The sequence below is a fragment of the Methanospirillum hungatei JF-1 genome, from assembly GCF_000013445.1.
In the GTDB taxonomy this organism is placed as follows: Archaea; Halobacteriota; Methanomicrobia; order Methanomicrobiales; family Methanospirillaceae; genus Methanospirillum; species Methanospirillum hungatei.
This window is the reverse complement of record NC_007796.1, coordinates 1,626,457-1,649,627: the sequence shown is the minus strand read 5'-3', so window position 1 is coordinate 1,649,627 and position 23,171 is coordinate 1,626,457. Positions and strand designations below refer to the sequence as shown.

Annotated in this window: 14 protein-coding genes; 8 read left to right on the top strand and 6 right to left on the bottom strand. The window is 44.8% G+C overall.

Annotated elements, in window-relative coordinates:
- The first annotated feature begins 10 nt into the window (after positions 1 to 10).
- Genes MHUN_RS07475 through MHUN_RS07465 form a run of 3 tightly spaced genes read left to right on the top strand, consistent with a single transcriptional unit; the run spans position 11 to position 4,382 of the window.
- A complete protein-coding gene (locus tag MHUN_RS07475; RefSeq protein WP_011448434.1) occupies positions 11 to 1,069 on the top strand; it encodes a hypothetical protein in 1,059 nt (352 codons plus the stop codon).
- A 53-nt stretch (positions 1,070 to 1,122) separates the two neighbouring features.
- Positions 1,123 to 2,820, top strand: coding sequence for an ATP-binding protein (locus tag MHUN_RS07470; RefSeq protein ID WP_011448433.1), 1,698 nt, complete (start codon positions 1,123 to 1,125; stop codon positions 2,818 to 2,820).
- Positions 2,817 to 4,382 (top strand): ATP-binding protein, encoded by a 1,566-nt coding sequence (locus MHUN_RS07465; protein WP_011448432.1) that lies wholly within the window; start codon positions 2,817 to 2,819, stop codon positions 4,380 to 4,382. Before MHUN_RS07470 ends, MHUN_RS07465 begins: the two co-directional genes overlap by 4 nt.
- Here MHUN_RS07465 and MHUN_RS07460 read toward each other — a convergent pair.
- Genes MHUN_RS07460 through MHUN_RS07450 form a run of 3 tightly spaced genes read right to left on the bottom strand, consistent with a single transcriptional unit; the run spans position 4,368 to position 7,488 of the window.
- A complete protein-coding gene (locus tag MHUN_RS07460) occupies positions 4,368 to 5,093 on the bottom strand; it encodes an ABC transporter ATP-binding protein (protein WP_011448431.1) in 726 nt (241 codons plus the stop codon). The genes MHUN_RS07465 and MHUN_RS07460 overlap by 15 nt on opposite strands.
- Positions 5,093 to 6,301 carry an ABC transporter permease gene (locus tag MHUN_RS07455; protein WP_011448430.1) on the bottom strand — a complete coding sequence of 403 codons (1,209 nt, stop codon included), beginning with the start codon at positions 6,299 to 6,301 and terminating at the stop codon, positions 5,093 to 5,095. Before MHUN_RS07455 ends, MHUN_RS07460 begins: the two co-directional genes overlap by 1 nt.
- 2 nt (positions 6,302 to 6,303) lie before the next feature.
- A complete protein-coding gene (locus MHUN_RS07450; RefSeq protein ID WP_052288847.1) occupies positions 6,304 to 7,488 on the bottom strand; it encodes a COG1361 S-layer family protein in 1,185 nt (394 codons plus the stop codon).
- A 511-nt stretch (positions 7,489 to 7,999) separates the two neighbouring features.
- Here MHUN_RS07450 and MHUN_RS07445 point away from each other — a divergent pair.
- Complete coding sequence (locus MHUN_RS07445) at positions 8,000 to 8,593, top strand: hypothetical protein (protein ID WP_011448428.1); 594 nt, start codon at positions 8,000 to 8,002, stop codon at positions 8,591 to 8,593.
- A gap of 270 nt (positions 8,594 to 8,863) precedes the next feature.
- Here the strand turns inward: MHUN_RS07445 and MHUN_RS07440 are convergent, their stop codons facing one another.
- Positions 8,864 to 9,448, bottom strand: a complete 585-nt coding sequence (locus tag MHUN_RS07440) for a chemotaxis protein CheW (protein WP_239441590.1) — start codon at positions 9,446 to 9,448, stop codon at positions 8,864 to 8,866.
- A 6-nt stretch (positions 9,449 to 9,454) separates the two neighbouring features.
- A complete protein-coding gene (locus MHUN_RS17455; protein WP_011448426.1) occupies positions 9,455 to 11,569 on the bottom strand; it encodes a methyl-accepting chemotaxis protein in 2,115 nt (704 codons plus the stop codon).
- Positions 11,570 to 11,738: 169 nt separating this feature from the next.
- On the opposite strand from MHUN_RS17455, the gene MHUN_RS07430 reads away from it, so the two are divergent.
- From MHUN_RS07430 to MHUN_RS07420, 3 genes are all read left to right on the top strand, one after another.
- Positions 11,739 to 13,505, top strand: a complete 1,767-nt coding sequence (locus MHUN_RS07430; RefSeq protein WP_011448425.1) for a PAS domain S-box protein — start codon at positions 11,739 to 11,741, stop codon at positions 13,503 to 13,505.
- 88 nt (positions 13,506 to 13,593) lie between these two features.
- Complete coding sequence (locus tag MHUN_RS17450) at positions 13,594 to 16,959, top strand: PAS domain S-box protein (RefSeq protein ID WP_011448424.1); 3,366 nt, start codon at positions 13,594 to 13,596, stop codon at positions 16,957 to 16,959.
- Positions 16,956 to 19,265, top strand: coding sequence for a response regulator (locus MHUN_RS07420; RefSeq protein ID WP_011448423.1), 2,310 nt, complete (start codon positions 16,956 to 16,958; stop codon positions 19,263 to 19,265). The genes MHUN_RS17450 and MHUN_RS07420 overlap by 4 nt, the downstream gene beginning before the upstream one ends.
- Before the next feature lie 188 nt (positions 19,266 to 19,453).
- Here MHUN_RS07420 and MHUN_RS07415 read toward each other — a convergent pair whose 3' ends face one another.
- Positions 19,454 to 19,636 (bottom strand): hypothetical protein, encoded by a 183-nt coding sequence (locus MHUN_RS07415; RefSeq protein ID WP_048067370.1) that lies wholly within the window; start codon positions 19,634 to 19,636, stop codon positions 19,454 to 19,456.
- 405 nt (positions 19,637 to 20,041) lie between these two features.
- Here MHUN_RS07415 and MHUN_RS17445 point away from each other — a divergent pair, with 405 nt between their 5' ends.
- Positions 20,042 to 23,131 carry a PAS domain S-box protein gene (locus tag MHUN_RS17445; RefSeq protein WP_158498186.1) on the top strand — a complete coding sequence of 1,030 codons (3,090 nt, stop codon included), beginning with the start codon at positions 20,042 to 20,044 and terminating at the stop codon, positions 23,129 to 23,131.
- Positions 23,132 to 23,171: the final 40 nt, after the last annotated feature.

Below are 23,171 nucleotides of genomic sequence, written 5' to 3'. Positions count from 1 at the left end.
CTATCAGGATATGATAAAGGTTGATATTGAAGGACAGTCTGCTGATCCAAAAGCGATTGTTGGTATGATGGATCCTTCAGCCCGGCTATACGCCAGCTGGATACCACAACATTTGCAGTCCTTAAAAGAATTTTACCTGGATGGTCCGGGGCATGGACGAGAGGTTTCTCATTATTCCGACCTGGGAGAAGGTAAAGAAGATACATCAGTGTTAGCAGAAATACCGGTGAGAAGCATCAGAACAGGAAACAATTTTTATCCCGATGCTGAAACAACCAGTATGAACTACCCGGTCCTCCTCTTCTTCATGACGGCTTTGATGGTTCAGGTATCTATTGCTGATATGTCAGATTCAGAACATTATGTTACTCACTGCCTCTCATTTCGGCAAGCTATTCTTGGTTCTCTCATAGATATTGATGAGCAGGCGGCAACCATATTGCTGAAGCTTGCGAACCCGGGTATCCGTAGTGATGACATTACACCTCTTTTGTCATCAATAACATCTGACAATCCTGCAATTATGTTTGCAGCCCTGATTTCCTCTGATGGAATCATATCTCATATCTCTGATGATTCGTATACGTCTCTTATTGGAACTCACATTCCCTATGATTTCCCTCATGATCAGCGAAGACCCTTTATCTTCAACCAATCAGTCTACGAGATTCCTTTTGGGACCGGTCACATAACATCTTCAGGAAGGGATGTTATATGGCTTGTCCGGACAGGTCAGGGTATTGAACATCTCATGATTCATCTGAATGATGAGAATTTTGGTGAGGTTGCAGCGAAAAGAGCTGGTTTAAATCCGGATGTATTTGCAGTTCTCATGGATAGTGATGGAAATGTCCTCTGGTGTTCTGATTATGATGAATTGAATTCAGTCCCGCCTGATAATGTGCTGACAGAATTTCCAACATTTCGTGATGTGAAAGACCTTGTCAGGTATACCTGGACCGGGAGAACGGTGTATGATGTATGGAACAGCAAGGGAATTGTAAGGACCGGGGTATGGTCAGCAGTTCAGGTGTATGATCAGGTGTACCGGGTCTTTGTTGCCGGCTGATTTCCACGTGAGTCCTGATAATAGAAATAGCATGATAACCATAGTGATATAGAATGGCCGGAAAGAGAATCCCCTATGGTATAAGTAATTACCAGACCATTGCCAGAGAGGGATATCTGTACGTTGATAAAACAAGGTTCATCCGGGTTCTTGAAGAGAATCAGGAACCGTTTGTTTTTTTTCTCCGGCCCCGGCGGTTTGGAAAGAGTCTGTTTGTCTCTCTTCTGAGTAATTACTATGATCGATTGCAAAAAGATCAATTTAATGAATTCTTTACCGGCACTGATATCTGGAAGGAACCAACTCCGAAAAAAGGATCATACTACGTATTGAATTTTGATTTCTCCGGAATATCAACTACCACAGAAGAAGAACTTGTGGAGAGTTTCAGTCGTAAAATCCAAAACTATCTGAATCTGTTTCTTGCAAAATATAATATTCCCATAACTCTTCATAGCCATTCATCTCCTGCTGACGTTTTGGCAGAATTTTTCTCCCTGGTATTTACCAGAATTGATGGACAGATATATGTCATCATTGATGAGTATGATCATTTTGCGAATGAACTCCTTGGATTTGACATACAGCTCTTTCACCAGAGCCTTGGCGGGAATGGTTTTATCAGGAAATGGTTTGAGGTATTGAAAGAGGCGACTAAGACAATAGTTGGCAGGATTTTCGCAACCGGTGTATCTCCGATAACGCTTGACAGTCTTACCAGTGGATTTAGTACCGCACGGGACCTGACCCGAAGCCCGAGACTCCATGAGATGATGGGATTTACTGAGTCAGAAGTTGACATGCTCATTCATGAGGCACTTCCTGAAGAGATCATCTTTCCCGGGATGATCGAGACCCTCCGGGAGTATTATGATGGGTATTGTTTCAGTGAAGATTGTACTGCCCGTCTGTTCAATAGTGATATGGTCCTCTATTATCTTACAAGTTGTCTTGACCGGCAAAAGCCCCCGGAAAAACTTCTTGATTCGAATATTATTAGTGACTATAGCAAGTTTGAAAAACTGATGCGGATAAAAACTCCTGATCAGAATTTTTCAGTCCTGTCCAGGATAACCAGTGACGGCTTTGTTTCAGCAAACCTCACCGAGACCTTTACTCTTGATATCTCTTTTTCTGAAGATGATTTCATCTCGCTTCTCTTTTACCTCGGGCTATTGACAATCCAGGAGTCACTACCCGGCAGAGTGCAGGTAAAGACTCCAAATTATGTCATACATGGCCTGTATCATGATTTCATGATGCAGATGATCTCACGAGAAGCTGGATTGGATGTACAAAGCAGCGTAATTGCAGATGCCATTTATCAGATAGCTTACTCCGGGAAGTGTGATAAACTGGTTTCCCTTGTTGAAGAGGTTCTCCATGCTTTTTCCAATCGTGACTATATCGGCTTTGATGAAAAATACCTGAAAATTCTCATATTCGCCTATGCCCATATGAGTACTCTGTACCTGGTAAAATCAGAATATGAAATTTCAGGTGGATATATCGATATTGCGTTCCTACCACGGGAGCCCTGGCATCCGGATTACTATGCTCTTTTTGAGTTAAAATATATAAAATCAGGTCAGAGTTCACCAGAGGCAATAAACAAGGCATTGAAAGATGGAATAGAGCAGATGACACGGTATGGATCGTCACCAGAATGGGCATATCAGAAAAAGGTGAAACGATGGGTCCTTGTCTTCGCAGGTGATCGGTGTGTGCATAACCGGGAGGTCACCCCGTGAATTCATCTGCACAGGTCCAAAAACTCCCTATCGGTATCCAGTCATTTGAGAAGATGAGGACCGAAGGGTTTGCATATGTGGATAAGACTCCTTTCATTGCCTCCCTTGTAAAGAACGGGTCATATTATTTCTTATCACGGCCCCGGCGGTTTGGAAAGAGTCTCTTCATTGACACCCTTGATTGTGCCTTTTCCGGACGAAAGAAACTCTTTAATGGGTTGTTCCTTGATGATCCGAATTCCGGGTGGGATTGGACCCGTATATATCCTGTCCTTCGAATAGACTGGTCTGCATTTCCTGTCAGAACCCCTGATGAACTCAGAGCAGGGATTCAGGAGATCATAGATGAATGGGGAAAAAAGTGGGACTGTACCGCTTCTGAAGGGTCATTGTCTGGAAATTTCTCGCATATTGTCAGATCAATACATGAATCAGCCGGAGAAAAGGTTGTCATCCTCATCGATGAATATGACAAGCCAATACTCGATACCGTAGAGGATGTCCAGACTGCAATCGGGATGCGGGACATTCTCAAAGATTTTTATGGGGTATTAAAATCTCTCGATCCTTATTTGAAGTTTGTCATGTTAACCGGTGTCTCCAAATTTGTAAAGACCGGTATCTTCTCAGGCCTGAATAATCTGAATGATATCACCCTTGACAGTGCATACTCCGGGATTTGTGGATACACCGAAAGAGATATCTCCACTATCTTTCATTCCTGGCTTTCCAAATATTCAATAGAACAGGTTCGTGAGTGGTATGACGGATATTCGTGGACTGGGGAACACGTGTATAACCCGTTTGATATCCTGCTTCTCTTTTCAAAAAAAGTATTCAGACCCTATTGGTTTGAAACTGGAACACCTTCTTTTCTCATAAAACTATGGTCCGTACATCCCCGGTTTCCTGCTGAATATGAGGGGCTGATTGCAGGAGATGATCTTCTTGGTTCATTTGATCCTGAGCATATCAGGCTTGAAACCCTCCTCTTTCAGGCAGGGTACCTGACGATCAAAACCTGGTCGTCGGATCCGGTGAGAGGATTTACCTGTGTTCTGGGGTACCCGAACCTTGAAGTCAGAACTTCCTTGAATCTCTTATTTTCTGATACTCTTCTGGGATATTCTGTATCAGAATCCCGGGTCCGACTGTATGAGATTCTTGAAGGGGGACACGCTGATCAGTTAAAAGTTCTCATCGAGTCACTTTTCGCTTCGATTCCCTATGAATGGTACCGAAAAAATCAGATGTCCGGATTTGAAGGTTTTTATGCAAGTATATTGTACTCCTGGTTCGCAAGTCTCGGGTATGAGATAATTGCTGAAGATATGACAAATAAAGGACGAATTGATCTGACAGTAAAAACACGAACCGGTATCTGGATCTTTGAATTTAAAGTGTCCGATATACCTCCTGAAAATACATCAGCCCTTGAGCAAATTCATAACAGGGAGTATGTTCAGAAATATTTCGCCGATCCCCGGAAGAAATTTCTGATAGGCATCACATTTGATCCACAGTCCCGCAATATTATTCACTTTGAATCAGAGATAATCTGATATACTCTCAGAAACACCATCCCTTCTTCTCATTTTACACGCTTTCTCATCCTCGATAAGTCCATCCTTCATATAGAGTACCCGGCACATGTACTCTTCATGCCAGTCTTCGTGGGTAACCATGATGATGGTCTGTCCGAATTTTTCATTCAGATCACGGAACAGATTAAGAATAGTCCGTGATGTATTCGAGTCAAGGTTGGCACAGGGTTCATCAGCAAAGAGAATACTTGGGCGGTTTATCAGGGCCCGGGCGATGGCGACCCGTTGCTGCTCCCCGCCGGAGAGTTCATACTGCCTGTGATGAATCCGGTGACCAAGCCCCACTTCGTGCAGGATCTTTTCACTCTCTCTCAGGTATTCATTTGGCGAAATCCCCCGTGCCATGGCAGGAAGAACAACATTCTCCTGCACCGAGAGTTCAGGGACCAGGGCATAATCCTGAAATACATATCCAAGTCGGTTCAGCCGGAAATCACTCTTCTCCTCTTCACTCAGCGTTCCCACCGGTATTCCGTCAATAGTGACCGTGCCTGCGGTTGGTTCATCAAGCAGGCCCAGGATATGCAGCAAAGTTGATTTTCCACTCCCTGAGGGCCCCATGATCCCGACGAACTCTCCACTCTCTATTCTACAATTTACTCCCTGAAGAGCCCTGACTTCCACCAGCCCCATCTGATATATCCGGGTGACATCACTTACCTCTATCATTACTGCCCCCTGATGGCATCAAGAATGGGTTCATTTGCGGTCTTCCATGACGGGATAAATCCGGATATCAGCGATACCAGTGCCAGGCTGATGACACTTCGGATGACGGGACCTGGTTCTACCACCGGATACACCGCTCCTCCGGGAAATACAAGCGGATTGATCGTAAGGTAAGCAACAAGGCCTGAGCTTAATGCCAGACCCAGAAGAATACCGCAGGTTGCGATTATCAGAACCTGAATGATGTAGGAATAGATGATGATCTTTTTATTAATCCCGATAGCTTTCAGAATCCCTATCTGACGGCGTTTGTTGATGGTATTTATAAATATCACAATGAAGATGACCACGATTGCGATAACCAGGCTGACCATGGTTGAGATGGCATTAATTATCTCAAAGCTCCGGATAGCATCATTTACAAATCCCTGTCCCTTCTCCTGGAATGTCCGGATCTTTTGAGCAATACCAGACTCCATGAGGATTTTTTTATACCGCTCTTCTTCCCCGTTCTGGCTGAGTTTTACCAGCACTGACGTAGCAGTATCAGATATACCATATACCTGGTTTACTTCCTTGAGCGTCACAAAACCGTTCCGATCAACCCCGAATGAACCGGTATCTAAAATCCCCTTTACCTTCAGGGTTCTTTTCACCCCGTTATTAAAGGTCACGAGAATAGAATCTCCGGCTGTGACTCCTCCGAGTGAATCGGTCTTATCTTTCCGTTCATCAATATTGCCGGCAAGCTGGGCACCAAGAAGGATACTATCGCCATCTCCCTCTGCAAGGAATTCTCCTTCTTTCAGCTTGGTATGCAGGAGCGTCACTTCCTGCTCATATCTGGGATTAAACCCTACTATCTGCCCGGATATCTGGGTTCCATGATAATTATACGTGGCTCCGGCAGAGAACCTGGGTGATGTTCCGATCACTTCTGATATCTGGGAAATCTTCTGTTTGACCTCATCCACACCGGTGATATACAGCGTATTCTCTCGAGGCTCGATGACCAGGTTCCCGTAATTATAGTTGATGGACTGGGTGTTAAAGTTGACAACAACCCCTGAAATGATAGATGGCAGGAATACCAGGTTTACAAAAACCAATCCCATGATCGCAACGGTGAGAAGAAAGGTGAATCGGTTCCCTCGCTGAATTGAGCGTATAGCAAGGAAAAATGCGACTGAAAGGTGATTTCCTGTCATGATCAGGGCTGACGCTGCCGTCTCCAGTAGAGAAATCCTGCTCCAGCCAGGACCACCAGTACCAGAATGATTATCATCCCTGAACCGTTCTTTTCACCAACAAAGACATGAAGTGGTATTACCTCTTCATGAATTCCGAAATCATCCTTGTATTGAATTGTCAGATGAAAGGGGATGTCTCCGGCCTGTGTTGCTTTCAGGGTGAATACCGCTGGTGCATCGTTATCCGGCCCGATGGTTCCGACAAATGCCTCTTTGGTACCATCAAACGGAATATCCAGCGTTGCTCTGACTGATTTCGCCTTGTCAGTTCCGGTGTTTTCTATTCTGCAGACCAGGCTGAACATATCACCAACAAATATCTGTTCTGGATCAAGGATCTGTTTTGCAATCCCCAGTTCACCGGTTCCCTGAACAAGTACCCCGATCTGTTCATTCTGCACAAGCCTGGTACCATCTGCATTCAGGTAGGAGATGCGGACCGGAATCTGCCTGATACCGATGGGAATATCATTATCTGACTGAAATGAAAGGGCCACGGTTGTGCTGTCACCTGGTTTCAGCTCACGGATAAACTGTCGTTCAGGACTTTGCGATGAAAGCGAGGTATTTGGAGTAATTATCTCCACCGTTATATCATGGGCCGTTGCAAGTCCCTCATTCTGCAGATCAAGTGTTATATCAAAGGCACTTCCCGGAGTGATGTTCACGGGTACAGACCGTGAGAGGCGAATGGATGGTTGCTTGATGAGGGTATGTCTGGTATTTACATTAACCGGGATCGGATATTTTACACTCTCCGCTCCTCTGACCCGAATCCAGACTTCAGGGAAGTAGAGTCCCTCACGGTCAGGTGCCTCTACAAGGAAAGTCAAAGTTGTTGACTGACCTGGGCCAATCTCCCCGATGTCCTGGTACCATCCGGATAATACGGTAAAGTCGGTGGTCTTGAGTATTGCAGATTCAACAAAGGCATTGACCGGGACTGTCTTTGACTGTGCAACCATTTCTTCCTGGCCGCCGGGCTTAGTATTCGTCTTTGATGCCTGCATGGCCGTATTTGCAAGGGTCACCTCTATAGTTCCGATGTCATGGGGAAGAATGACATCAGGTGATATCTTGTATCCGGTTATGATAACCGTAGGATCCGTGGAGCCCACACAGGAAGCAGGTACAAGTATCAGCATGAGGGCCAATATTTTGAAAAAGAAAGCGAAATTATTCTGTATCAGGGGCATATATCTCATATTGGTATCTATCTACATAAAAATTTGGATAAAAAAACCTATTCGTGTTTCTCATTCAGACAGTCCATATATTTCTCGATTTCAGGAGATTGGAATTTGCAAAACCTGAAAATGTTTATCCAGTATGTGAAACACGCATTCTGCTCTCTCTTGGATTTTTGTGAAAAAAACAAGGATAATTATGAATATTATTTGATAATATCCGAAATTTATAGCATTTGATCAAAACTATTAATTTCGTGATGAATTGCCCTGACTCTTTTCGTTCATGCTGAGTTTGAGAATTGAAGGAATATTCCTATCCTGATACTAAAAAAATATAAAATAGCACGTTCTATTATCTGGTAAGTCTCTATTGATGTATTGGTGATATCCGGCATTCAGGGGCCGGAATGTTTAAGAAAATTTAAACTACACTATTATACGTCATTAGACTCATGGGGGGATCATAATGGTCACAAAACCAGCTACCAAAAAGACAACTTCCAAAAAACCAGTCAGCTCCAAGACTACATCAAAGGCACCGGTTGCAAAACCGGCAGCAACGGAAAATAACCTTCAGAAGGTTGTTGATCTTCAGGCAAAACAGATCCTGAAGATGGAAAAGATGATTCAGTCCCTGGATGCTGAATTGAAAGAGATCAAAAAACTGGTGATGTCAGAGGGGAAACCAGCACTCGCATCGGTGGCATCAAAAGCAAAGGCACCAGTAAAAACTGCAGTAATGTCATCAAAAGCAGTATCAGCAGGTTCAGATAAAAAGACTTCTGCTCCGGCGAAAAAAACGGCCACTGCCGCGAAAAAGCCAGCATCAAAAGCAGGATCAAAATCTGCTCTCGAAGACATTATTGAAATCCCAAAAGAGATTGCAGACCGGATTAATGCACTGACCCAAGCGAAGAAGGTGACACAGACTCAGCTTGGAAAAGAGACCGACCTTTCACAGAAGAAAATACACGAGATCGCATCCAGGAAAGTCCGTGATCTCAATAAGGATATAATAGCCCGACTGACTACGGTCATCAAGAAATACGAAGCAAAATAACTTTTTTCCCAATTTAATAATCCCTTTTTCCTGTTTTTGATGATAGTACGTTGGTATCAAAATTCAACACGATTCGTTCCCATAGGTCCGGCTTCCGAGCTGGTCTATACAGCACCTTAATTTACCAATATCTGATGATATTCATTGAAGAGCAACGTTCCAATTGTAGCATTGAGGGAGAGGGCCGGTCTATTAAATCCTGATTTTTTCTTGATGATGTCAGGGGGGTAGTATGAAAAAAAGAATATAACTCTCTATCCTATACGCTCTTTACAACTCTTCTTCTATCTTTCCGATCATCTTCCTGATATCAAGCCAGACAACAAGCCCGCCCTTATCTTTCTCACCGGCATTTTTTGTTCTCTTCCTGATGACTCCGATGATGTCCCGGTGCGTGTCGCTGGATGAGGTGTTCTCGCGGTCGATGTCTTCTTGTCCATACGTGGTGACGGAGAAGACATCATCTACCAGGATCCCGATTGGTTTGCTGGTAATGGACCGATCAAGGACGATAATCCGCGAATTTTTCTTACCCGCTGATTCGGTGGTGATATGCATCAGCCCTTTGAGATCCACAATGGTTGTGATCGATCCCCTGAGATCTATTATTCCCTTCAGATAATCAGGGGTACTGGGAAGGGGAGTTACTTCGGTCTGGGTAATGACCTCCCGTGTATCAAAGAGATCGATTGCAAACATCTCTTTTCCCAGAATAAATTCCACGACCTGGATTGTTCCAGCCCGTTTTACTCTGTTCCAATTGGATGAATGAGCAGGAACGGAGGATATCTGCTCCTCCTGCACTGCATCGGCTGATATTTCAACACTATATGTTCCCATATGTCCGGCTCCCATGGTGGTTTATGCAACCTTAAATTTACCCATATCTGATGATATTCGTTGAAGGGCAATGGATGCGTCAGACACAACCCGGTTGATCTGTTCAACAGAGGCTGATACCTCCTCGGTAGCTGCTGCTGAGTTTACCGCTTCTTTTGCCGTCTGCCTGACCATATCTTCAACCTCGGTAATACTTGCAGTGATCTCCTGGACTGCTGCTGCCTGCTCTTCTGCTGCTCCGGCAACTTCGGTCATATTCTGGTGGACCTCATTGATTGCCTGGACAATCTGATCAAACACCTGAAGGGTTTTCCCTACCGCCTCATTTCCTGTTTTTACTTCATGGGAGGATGATTTCATCGAATCTGAGACCATAAGGGATTTTTTCTGCAAGTTTCCAATGATGGTTGCTATATTTTCAGCAGATTTCTGGGATTCCAGTGCCAGTGATTTTACTTCATCAGCAACGACGGCAAATCCCATCCCTGCATCGCCTGCACGGGCAGCTTCAATTGCAGCATTCAGGGCAAGAAGGCCGGTCTGTTCTGCTATTCCGGTAATGACATCAACAATCCGCCCGATTTCATCCATCTGGTTTGTGATATCATTCACGATATTTTCAGTTCCTTCAAAGGACTGCATGATGCTTGCCATGCCTTTCTCAGCATTTCCGGCAAGTTCCATACCCTCATTGGAGAGATTCACGGTCTTCTGGGCCAGGGCTGATGCAGTCTCTGCTTTATTGGCAACTGATCCGACGGTCCGTGAAAGATCCTCCATGGCAGTTAAGGTCTGCTGGATTCCTTCTCCGCTCTTTTCTGCCAGTGAACTGACATGAGTGGAGTTTTCAGTCAGTAAAGTTACACTATTTGCAACTTCCTCAACGCTCGATGCGGTCTCTTCCATGCCTGCGGTGATGGTCTCAACTGCACTTTTTACACTCCCCACTGCGGATGACGTCTCTTCACCCAGGTGGTTTAAAGCATCCTTAAAGTCGATGAAATCACCGGCAACTGCGATATTCGGGTCCATGCGGTCGACAAAATTCCCTTCAGAAAATTCTTTTGAGAGTCGCATGGCTTCTTTTACCGGAATAACAACCGATTCGAGTGTTTCATTAATGCCTGCAATAATCTCCCTGAAACGCCCTTTAAACTTCGTATCATCGCCACGGGCAGAGAGATCTCCACTTTTTGCAGCGTTGATGAGTTTCGTCGTCTCATCTGTCAGCCCCCGGAGTGCGAACACAAGAGTCTGTAATGCTGAACCGATCTCGTCCCTTTCATCCTTCACCGTCGCCAGCTCGACCCGTTCTCCCTCAGCAATCCGGTGAATAACATCAATTGCCTTGTGCTGGAGATCATCAGAAAAACTGTCCATCGTCCTGGCCATATCTCCCAGTTCATCCTTTCTCGTAAGATTCAGCCGGTCTGAAAGGTGACCCATACTCATCTCATTGAGCAGGTATTTGACTTTTACACAGGGAATAGTAATACTCCGGGTGATCAGAATCCCGAGAATGATTGAGATGATGATACCAACGATGGATATTATTGCAATAAGCAAAACCGACTGTGCAAAGGTTGCATCGGCATTGGTATTTATCTTCTCAGATTCTTTCAGATTAATCTGGTACAGATTGGCAATCGCTTCTTCCACTGGTTTTCTGGATTCTGCGAGAGCCCCTCCTGTCTGGATGGATTTTTTTACCTCAAGGTCAGATCCCTTGTCGGCAAGTTCAATCACCTTCTGAATTTCTGCAATATATGAGTTCCAATACTGGTCAAATTTCGTAAGTTCTGCCCTCTCACTCTCAAGTAATGTACTCTTTTTATACTCCGAAATCAGGGCCTCTGCTTCTTTCTGATTCGTTTCAAGAGCATTTTTGATATTTGCTCTTTCTTCGGGTATCAGTGCATATTTGATGGTATCTCCCCTCATAGCGAGTACTTCATCACTTACTGAAGCAATTTGTGACAAAGGAATGAGACGGTCATAGTACATTGCTGTCATCCCGTCATTTATTGTCATCATATTCAGAAGGCCAGCAAGGGCAATGATAATGAGAATGGCTATTAAGACAAGAAAACTGCCCATCAGTTTCCTGCTCATTTTTAAATTATCCAAAAATTCCATGATTCACCCCATATGGAACAGTTGAAATGGATTGTATCACCGATAACGAAGGTCTCCCCATACGTGTATGAAACCCTCGATAATGGTAAAATGATCTTATTATATATATAGGTATGCTGTATTGCTATAATTAATATCAAAATATATCTAAGCATTAATTATTCATACTATGAAAACAATGAATGCTGCATTGATGAAAACTCACGATGATAATCAAAATAAAACCGAGGAGGCGATCATACGTGAAATTCAGCAAATACTGGCTAAAAATCGCCAGGGCATGACAATATCTGATATTTCCAGATCTCTCGGGATTAACCGGACATTAATCCTGAATATCCTCAATCTCATGACCGGCAGAGGAGAGATCTCCATGAGATCCTTTGGAAGGGCAAAAGTGTACACTCTTTCTTCGCGAATTCCTGTTGCGCGACTCTTAAGCCTGTCCTCTGATCTGTTTCTGATTGTCGATGAAGACCTATTTGTTGAAGATGTAAATGATCCATGTGCTTCATTCTTCAACGTTCAGCCAGATGAGGTGAGGGGGTCGAATATCCGGTATACCGGGATCCCTGAATTGTTTTCATATGATATAATCAGGGCACTGGAAGATGCAGTAGCGGGAAATAAACGAATCTTTGAAGATTATGTGGGTATGGAAGGAAAAGAGTGCTTCTTCCGTGTTTCCTGTATCCCCATTCAGGAGAATGATTTCTCAACAAAAGTAGCCCTGGTTCTGCATGACCTGACATTACATAAAAAATACGAGGAAGAGCTGGAAGAGCGTCTGAATATACAAACCCGTGAGCTTTCTTCAAGTCTTCACCGGTATGAAACTCTTGCAGAAGTCGCTCCTGTTGGAATTTTTGAGGCAGATGCAAAAGGCAAAGTCATCTATGTAAATCAAAAATGGTGTGAGATAACCGGGTATGAGCCAGACGAAGTAAAAGGATCGAAATGGGTGAAAGTGATTCACCATACTGAACGGGACTGGATCAAAGGACTCTGGTATGAACATGTCGCCGAGGGAATACCCTGGAATCATGCATACCGGTACCAGAAAAAGAGTGGAGAAGAGGTTCATGTTCTGGGAATGGCAGTTCCATTAAGGAATGATGATGGTGAGGTAACCGGATACCTGGGAACTGTTGTCGATATTACTGATCGTGTTACTGCTGAGCAGATCATTCATGATTTAAATGTATATCTTACGACAATCCTTGAAGATGCAAACGACGGAATTCTTACCCTCGATAATGACAGACGGTTTGTAAGTTGTAATGCTGCAGGATGCAGGATTCTGGGGTATGAAAAGAGTATCCTCACCGGTCAGAGTATCAGAATGATCTACCGTTCAGATGAAGAGTTTGAAAAGATTGGGGAAAAAATTTACCGAGAAATAACTATGACCGGACATTATCGAGGTGAAATTCCGATCATCAGGGGTGACGGTGAGGAACGAATCATAGACGTCTCCATCAGTGATATGAAAGAGCATGGGACCATCACCGGAATTATTGTGCTGTTTCGTGATGTAACTGAGAGTTCGCGGGAGAAAAAGAAGGTGATTCTTCAGGAAAACCAGTTGAAAAAAATACTTGACGGACTTATCGATGCTGTTTGCGTAGTTGACCGGAATGGCACCATTCTGTATGCAAATTCCTGTGCATGTACATATATGACCGGTTCAGAATCACTGGAGAGGGAGAATATGACGTTGTTTGATCTTTTCCCTGAAGAAGAGGTTATTTCGCTCCTTTCATACTATCAAAGAATTATTGATTCTAAAAAACCTGACTCGAAACGGATGAAAGTTACTCTACGGGGGCAGGAATATTGCTTTTTCAATCGTTCTGTACCGATACAATTCGGAGAGAATAACATTGATGCAGTTCTCTCTCTGTCACTTGAAACCGGAGTATTTGAGCATGTTTGAGTCCCTTTCCAGGTACCTTATGCCGGGCGTATTGACTGGTTCATATCCTATCAGATCGTATATTGTAATACCCTGACTGTGTATCTCTATGACCGATGATCCTTCTGAATTTTCTTCTGATCCTCTTCGTCTCCTCATTATTGACGATGACGAGGTGGTCCTTCAGGCCACCCGCCAGTATCTGTCTGCTTTCTTTTCGTTTCATGTCGATACTGCCCTTTCCGGCCAAAAAGCCCTTGCGTGTATGGCAGAACGCAAGTATGATGCAATAATTGCCGATTATGAGATGGATGGGATGAGTGGTCTTGATCTGTTACAAGAAATACGTTCCTCCGGAAATGATATCCCATTCATCATGTTTACCGGAAAAGGGAGAGAAGAGGTTGTCATTGCGTCCATAGATAACGGAGCAGACGGGTACGTGCAGAAAGGGGGAGAGATTCGGTCACAGTTTACAGAACTTAGTCATAAGATTACCACCGTCGTGAAGAAAAAACGAGCTGAAAAAGCACTTCTTCAGAGTGAAGCAGAGTACCGCCAGTTATATAATGAATCTCCTTTGGCATTTCTTTCTATTGACCGGTCTAGTACTATTGTCAGATGTAATACAAAGGCAGGAGAACTTCTCGGATGCTCTCCTGATACCCTCATCGGGACTTCCTCTCTGGATATCTATGCCGACCTTCCTGAAGGCAAAAGCCGGTTTATTGAGATATTTGATAGATTTCTGAAAGAGGGGGTGCATACCGAGCGGGAACTGATTATCTGCAGGGCTGATAAAACGCACCGGTGGGTACATCTTACTATGGATGCCATTCGGGATGATTCCGGTCAAATTGTCCTGTGCAACTCAATTTTACACGATATCACTGAGAAGAAGCAGGCTGAACATGACCTGCAAAAGGCACAGAAACAACTCCGTGAGATTCACCGACAGGCATGTATTGGTATCTGGGACTGGGATATGCATAAAGATCGGATCTTCTGGTCAGATGAGCTCTGTCAGATAATTGGCTGGAATCCTGACCTCCCTCCCCCCGATTATTCCCGTCTGTCAGATTTGTATGTACCGGAGAGCTGGGGTAGACTGCAGGCAGCTGTGACCTTTGCCATTGAGACCGGGAAACCATATGACCTTGAACTCGAACTCATCCGTCCTGATAAAACCCGGGTATGGGTACGGGCAACCGGAGGGCCGGTCTATGATGCAACAGGAATGCTCACCGGACTGCATGGGACAATGCAGGATATTACCGAGAGAAAAAAAGCAGAGAAAGCACTTATGGAGAGCGAGGAGCGGTTTCGCCAGCTCTTCAACAATGCATCAGATATGATAATTCTCCATGAAATAGGTCCGAACGGGAAACCTGGGAAGATACTTGAAGTGAATGATGCCGCCTGTAGCACGCTCGGGTATACACGGGAAGAATTTCTTTCTCTGCAGGTTATCGATATCAATACTAATGAGAGTAACGAACTCATTCCAAGGCTCACCCCTGCCCTGTTTGCAAAGAGACATCTTACTTTTGAGTGTACGCATCAACGAAAAGACGGTTCAGTACTTCCGGTTGAGGTATCAGTCCATCTTTTCACATTACACAACCAGGAAGTTGCCCTGGCAATCTCCCGTGATATTTCAGAGAGGAAACATAACGAGAAGATCAGGGAAGCAATACTATCCGGGCTGAGGGATATATTAGTTGAATATGTTGACCGTGATTTAAATGTCGTTTGGGTGAATCAGGCGACATGTGACCGGTACGGGTTACCTGGCCAGAATTTTCCCGGTGCCTGTTACCGGTTTGTTCAGGGAAGAGACAGCCCCTGTCCTGGCTGTACGGCATTGCAGGCAATAAAGACCGGAACATTTCAGGAAGGGGAAGTGACAACTCCTGACGGGCACTATTTTCTGGTCAGAAGCAATCCGGTTATCGAAAACGGAATAGTAACCGGGGCAATCCATATCGCGATAGATATCACAGAGCGGAAACGTACAGAAGATGCCCTTGCACGGTCAGAACAACGGCTCCATGACATCATCGAATTTCTCCCCGATGCAACCTTTGTGATTGATAAGGAAGGAACAGTCATCGCATGGAATAAAGCAATTGAGAAGATGACAGGCGTTCAGGCATCTGATATTATCGGAAAGGGGAATTATGAATACTCTCTCCCGTTCTATCTGGAACGAAGGCCCATCCTTATTGACCTCGCGATGCGGTATGATGATACCATATCCCCATTATATGCAGATTTTAAAAACGATGAAGGCAAGGTCATATCAGAATCGATTATCACTAATTTTCAAGGAAATGATGTCATTCTCTGGAGTATTGCATCCCCGCTCTTTGATAAATCAGGCTGGTTAGCCGGGGCGATTGAGTCCATCCGTGACATAACCTACCGAAAACAAACCGAAGATGCCCTCCGGAAGGCTCATGATACCTTAAAAACCGTGATGGACAGTGTTGATGCCCTGGTGTATGTTGCTGATATGCAAACCCATGAGATATTGTTCATAAATCAGTACGGAAAGCGGATATGGGGAGATGTGATTGGCAAGATCTGTTATCAGTCACTTCAGAAAGGTTTTGACCAGCCATGTAGTTTCTGCACAAATCACCTGCTTCTGGATGAAGCGGGCAATCCCACCAGGACAATAACGTGGGAATTTAAAAATATGATCACCAAACGGTGGTATCAATGCCGGGATAGTGCCATCAGGTGGATAGATGGCAGAATTGTCCGTCTTGAGATAGCAACGGATATCACCGAACAGAAAACAGTTGAATATGCTCTTCGTCAGGCAAACCGTCAATTGAACATGCTCTCTGGGATTACCCGGCATGATATACTCAATACGGTCAATGCGGTGCAGCTCTTTTTGGAGATCGCAAAATCAAAGGTGGATACTACTCCGGCAGATCAAGATTTCAAGCATATTGACCACGCGATCTCGCTTATTCAGTCTCACATAGAATTTACAAGGGTATATCAGGATCTGGGATCTCATGAACCGGTTTGGCATCGTCTCTCATCTCTTATTCAGGCTGTCTTCTCGAGGTTCTCTGTTCATATCGTCAATACTGCTGATGATATTGAGCTTTACGCAGATCCCCTGGTTGTCAAGGTCTTTGAAAATCTGGTTGATAATTCAATACGGCATGGCCAAGGCGTCACCCGGATTCAGATTTCAAGCCAGATACATGAAGATGAAGCTGTGATCCTGTTTGAAGATGACGGGGCCGGTATTTCATATGAGGAGAAAGAACAGATCTTTGAGAGAGGGTATGGGAAAAATACCGGTCTTGGGTTGTTTTTCATTCGTGAGATCCTTTCTGTTACCGGTATCTCCATCCGGGAGACCGGCCAGCCGGGGACTGGTGCCAGGTTTGAAATTACCATTCCGTTTGGAATATGGAGGATGCATTATAAGGAAGGGGGAAAGCAGTGACAAAGATACTCTATGTGGATGATGAGCCAACACTCCTTGAGTTAGGAAAAATGTTTCTTGAACGCACAGGTCAGTGTTCTGTTGACACCGTAAGCTCAGCCCCGCAGGCCCTGAAAAAATTGAATTCCAACCCCTATGATGCGATCATATCAGACTACGAAATGCCGGAGATGAACGGGATTGAGTTTTTAAAAACTGTCCGGACATCTGGAAACCAGCTCCCTTTTATCCTCTTTACCGGCAGGGGTCGTGAAGAAGTGGTTATCCAGGCCTTAAATGAAGGGGCAGATTTTTACCTGCAGAAAGGCGGGGATCCAAAACCACAGTTTACTGAGCTTTATCATAAAATCCGTCAGGCGGTTCAGCAGAGGCAGGTAGAGGAGGAACTCCGAACTAAAGCTGAAGAACTCCATGCTGCGTATGAAGAGATCGTTGCGACCGAAGAAGAACTCCGGCAGAATCTTGATGACCTCCGGAGAAGTGAAGAGGCCCTTCATGAAAGTGAGGAATCATATCGGACGGTTTTTCAAAATACTGGCACAGCGACTGTAGTTCTTGAAGAGGACGGGATCATCAGCCTTGCTAATAATACTTTTGCCTCCATGAGCGGGTATACCAGGGAGGAGATCGAAGGGAAGATGAGATGGGTTGATTTTGTCCATCCAGATGATCTCTCCTGGATGAGGATTGAAAACCGAAAAAGGATGGAAGATGAATCACGTGCCCTTCCCCATTATGAGTTCAGATTTATCACCCGTTCCGGAGAAATCCGAGAAATATACCTTACTATCGGGGTAATTCCAAACAAAAAAAGAAGCATCGCCTCTCTGCTTGACATCACCCAGAAGAAGTGTGCTATCCGGTCACTAGAAAAGAGTGAGGCACTCTACCGGAGTGTGATAGAGAATATCCAGGATGTCTATTACCGGTCAAACCCTGAAGGAGCGCTCATTATGGTAAGTCCGAGTGGTGCGACCCTACTTGGATATGATTCCATAGATGAGATCCTTGGAAAACCCATCGCTGAAACCCTCTATTTCAACCCGGATGATAGAGATGAATTTCTTCATTCATTATGCACGAATGGGTTTGTCCGGAATTATGAAACCCGTCTTCGGAAAAAGGACGGATCTCCTGTTTATGTGTCAACCTCCAGTCATTATTATCATGATGAGTCAGGAGCGATTGCTGGTGTAGAAGGTATAATCCGTGATATCACCGATAAAAAGGTCGTTGAGCAAGCTCTTGTGGAGAGTGAACGTGCCCATGCCACGATGATAAGCAATCTACCGGGATTTGTATATAGGTGTGCCAATGATGCTGACTATACTATGGAATTTATCAGTGACGGATGTATTGCCGTTACCGGGTATGCTCCTGCTGACCTGATTCACAACAACCTTATCTCATATAATGACCTGGTCCACCCTGATTACCAGCAGACGTTGTGGGAGACTGTCCAGAAATTTCTGTATAACGGGGGGATGTTCGAGGTTGAATACCCTATCATTACAAAGTCCGGTGAAATCCGATGGGTCTGGGAGCGGGGACGGGGTATATTTTCCGAAGATGACCGGCTTTTATTCCTCGAGGGATTCATTACCGACGTGACCGACCGGAGACGGGTCAAAGATGCCTTACGTCAGTCAAATAATAAAATCCGTCTCCTGACCAGCTTGACCCGGCATGATATCGTCAATAACCTGCTGATGCTGAAAGGATACCAGGAGATAGCCCTTGAAACACAGGAGCTGTCTGCCGTGTACGATTATATTTCAAAGGCCCATGAAATTTCAAATCGGATAGAATCGATCATCGGATTTACCCGTGAGTATGAAGGGCTTGGGATGGCCAATTCTGCATGGATATCTGTGTATTCGCTTATTGAATCTGCTCAGGCAGAGGTACCCACAGATATTATTAAAATTGAAAATACCATTCTTCCATCTCTGAAAGTATTTGCAGATCCTATCCTGCAAAAGGTCTTTTCAACGTTTATTGATAATTCTATCAGACATGGAAAGACGGTAACAAAGGGGACGTTCCACTCCCGAGAAGTAAACGGTGATCTGGTTCTTTTCTATAGGGATGATGGGATCGGAATAGATCCTGCAAAAAAAGAAATGATTTTTGATCACGGGTACGGGGAGCATACCGGTCTTGGCCTGTACCTGGCACGGGAGATCGTATCTGCAGGCGGCTTTACCATTCGGGAAACCGGCACTCCCGGGGCCGGGGTACAATTCGAAATAGTTATCCCACACGGGTTATATAAGGATTCAATATCCGTACTTCCCGATACCTAGAGCCGATACCATGCTCCTTCATAAATCATTCAATATCCTCTCAAAATACTCCTCTATTCTCTTATATTCACATCAGTTTTTGTCATTTATATATTCACAAGCAGGTGTAAACCGGGTATTCGTATGTGCATAAATCAGGATATTTGTATCAATAAATACGGAACAATCCACAATATCGGAGAAAAGCATCAATATAACTCTTCGATATCAGTATCTGCTATTTCCAGGACATAAGATTCGGGAACAATGATTTTTTTTCTGGGATATGTCTTTTTTAATTTTATCAAAATTTCTGTCTCATCAGTAATCAGAGGAGAATCTAATTGGATTGTTTTTGAACTTGTCAATCTTCCGGTTATTGTGGCTGTCATATGTCCCTCCCATGTAATAGTAGGTTTGGAGAGGATACTAATTTTCCCCCCCCATCAATGGACTTACAGCGCCCACATCTTTAACCTTGCCTCCCCCATACACTCCTCCATTCTCCGGAATATCCATCCTGATGAAAGCGGGAACCTCGCAGACAGGAAGAGTCAAAAGACGGCAACCACTGTCATGTTCTTCTTTGGAGAAGTGAAGGGCGATCTGGTTCTTTGATATTGGGATGATAGAGCAGGGGCACAATCCGAAATAGTTATCCCACACGGGCTATATAAGGATTCTATATCAGTACTATCTGATACATAGGGCCCGATAGAATGCTTCTTCATGAATCACTTAATCTTCACCCCAAAATACCTCTCTATTCACTTTTTTTCACGTCTCTTTTTGTGATCATGCTGAGCATTGTGTCGCTTACCTATGGGATAACCATCGTCTTTCAAAACCTCTATTACTTCCCGATAATTATCGCCTGTGCATTTTACCTCCGGCGAGGGTTCATCTTCTCACTGGTTCTCATCGGGGTATACGGCCTTCTCATCGCCGTATATGGGCCCCACCAGTCAGAGGTCTATTCTGCTTTGGCCCGTATTGCCATATTTATACTAGTCGCCGGAGTGGTGACCTGGCTTTCATCCCGATATTCTGAACAGACTTCAGATCTCATGGTGAGTGAAAAAAAGTTCAGACGATTATTTGATGCCAATGATGCAGGGATTGCTCTTCATGAAGTCATCTGTGACAGTACCGGAAAAGCGATTGATTACCGGTTCATTAATGTAAATCCTGCATATGAACAGATGACCGGTCTGAAGGCATCTGATATTATCGGAAAAACGGTCCGTGAGGTATTTCCCGGTAATGAAGATGACTGGATTGAGACCTGTAGTGATGTAACAGCAATGGAAAAGAAGATCCATTTTGAATATTTCAACCGTAAGCTTGGCAGATACTATGAAGGGACTGCATATTCGCCAGAACCTGAACGTCTTGTCCGCATTATACGGGATGTCACTGAAAGAAAACAGCAGGAGTACCAGCTTTTAGAGACAAACGCCTATCTGGAAAACCTCATCACCCATGCAAATGTCCCGATCATCATCTGGGATACCGGGTTTTCCATCACCAGGGTTAATCATGCCTTTGAGATCCTCACCGGAATACCCGCCGGACATCTGGTAGGGAGGCACCTATCCTCTCTTTTTCCCCAAGATGAGGCAGAAAGGTCAATGCAGTTTATCCAGAAGACTGGTGAGGGGGTTCGGTGGGAGACGGTTGAGATACCAATTATCCACCAGGATGGTACGCTTCGCACGGTACTCTGGAATTCTGCTACTATCTATGATTCTGACGGGAAAAACCCGGTTGCGACGATTGCCCAGGGACGTGATGTAACTGCCGAACGATTCCTTGAGCGGGAAAAAGAGCGTGCAGCAGTACAGATCCAGGAAAACATTGCCCAGCTTGCCATCCTGAATGACGGTATCAGAAACCCTCTTACCCTCATCTCCATCTATGCGGATATGAGCGAAGATGTTCGGATAACTGCTCAAATCCAGAACGAAGTAAAAAGAATCGATGAGATGGTCACAAATCTTGACCGTGAGTGGGTTCATTCAGGGAAGATTCTGGATTATCTGAGAAACCATGATATGGTGGCCTTTGATTTTGTTCCCAGTTATTCTCCCGGTTCACCAGTCCCATCGGAAGCACCACCCCCTGACCGACCGGAGCAGGTTATTTCATCCCCCCAGGTCAGCGGGTATGAACGCTATATTGAGGAGATTCAGGCCAGACTCTACTCTATCCTCGATAGTGTTGATGCGTATATCTTTGTTTCAGATTTAGACTCCTATGATATTTTGTACATCAATGAAGAAGGGAGAAATATCTTTGGGAATGTCATTGGCCAGAAATGTCACACCTGTATGTATGATAATGCTGATAGCCCCTGTTCCTTTTGCACAAATAAGTTCATACTGGAGAAGACGGATCCAACTGGGCTCATGAAAGGGGAATTTATCCATCCAAAAACCGGCAGATGGTACGATTGTCGTGGCCGGGCAAGAGATGAACTGATACAGGCAAGCAGATACCACCGGACTTTGATTGAAACCAGTCCTGACCCTCTGATAACGATCGGAAGGGACGGGAAGATCACGGATGTCAACACGGCAACCGAAACGGTATCCGGATATACCAGAAGTGAACTCGTGGGTACTGATTTTTCAGAATACTTTACCGAACCTGAAGAAGCCAGGGCCGGGTATCTGATGGTGTTTGAAAAAGGTGAGGTCCGTGATTATCCTCTTGCAATCCGGAAAAAAGATGGGGCAATTATTGATGTGCTCTACAATGCCTCTGTCTACCTGAATGAAATGGGTGAGATTGCCGGAGTATTTACTACAGCACGGGATATCACTGAGCGAAAGAAGGTAGAGAAGAAACTGTACCAGCAGGAAGAACGATATCGTCTGGCATTACAGGCAACCAATGATGTCATCTGGGATTTTGACGTCATAAACGATGCACAACGCTGGAATGAGGTCGGGATAGAGGTATTCGGGTGGTCGGATATTGTATTTTCTGATCAAACCGCGGCATGGTGGACTGACCGGGTTCATCCGGAAGATCGGGAGCGGGTTGCAGAAGGATTTGATACAGCACTGGAAGACCCCACTTGCACAAACTGGCATGATGAGTATAGATTTAGGAGATCTGACGGTGTATATGCATATGTGATGGACCGGGGCTGCATCCTTCGAAATCCAGGGGGCGTTGCCATCCGGATGATTGGTGCCATGCTTGATATCTCTGAGCGGAAGAAGGCAGAGGAAGCCCTTCGGCATGCAAACCGTCAGATTAATCTTCTGTCCAGCATTACCCGGCATGATATCATCAATAAAACCACGGTCATCTTTAACTCGCTGGGAGCTGCCGAGATGGATATTTCGGACCCTTCCGTACTCCATCAGATCGATGTTATCAGATCAGCAACACAGGCAATAAAAAGCCAGATTGAGTTTACCCGGGTATATCCGAATCTGGGCACTCACGAACCTCAGTGGTCCCGGCTGGAAACCCTCCGGTTATCAATCCCGATTAACGTTGAGTATACATCAATGACCGGCGACTATGAAGTCTATGCAGATCCCATGTTCAGCCAGGTATTCAGTAACCTTCTTGATAATTCTCTCCGACATGGGGAGCGGGTAACCAGGATCATGCTCACAACCCATCTGGAGGAAGACTCCCTCATTATCAGGTGGGAGGATAACGGGGCTGGCATTCCATTTGATCAAAAAGAACAGATTTTTGAGCGTGGGTTTGGAAAAAACAATGGCTTTGGGCTTTTCCTTGTCCGTGAAGTACTTCAGATTACCGGGATGAGCATTCGTGAAACCGGGAATTTCGGGTCCGGAGCGGTGTTTGAGATTATTGTGCCAAAAGGGGTATACCGGACCATGCACCCCACCGGAGAGTAATGGCTGATCGCCTGAAACAATCCACACTCCCACTCGGGAG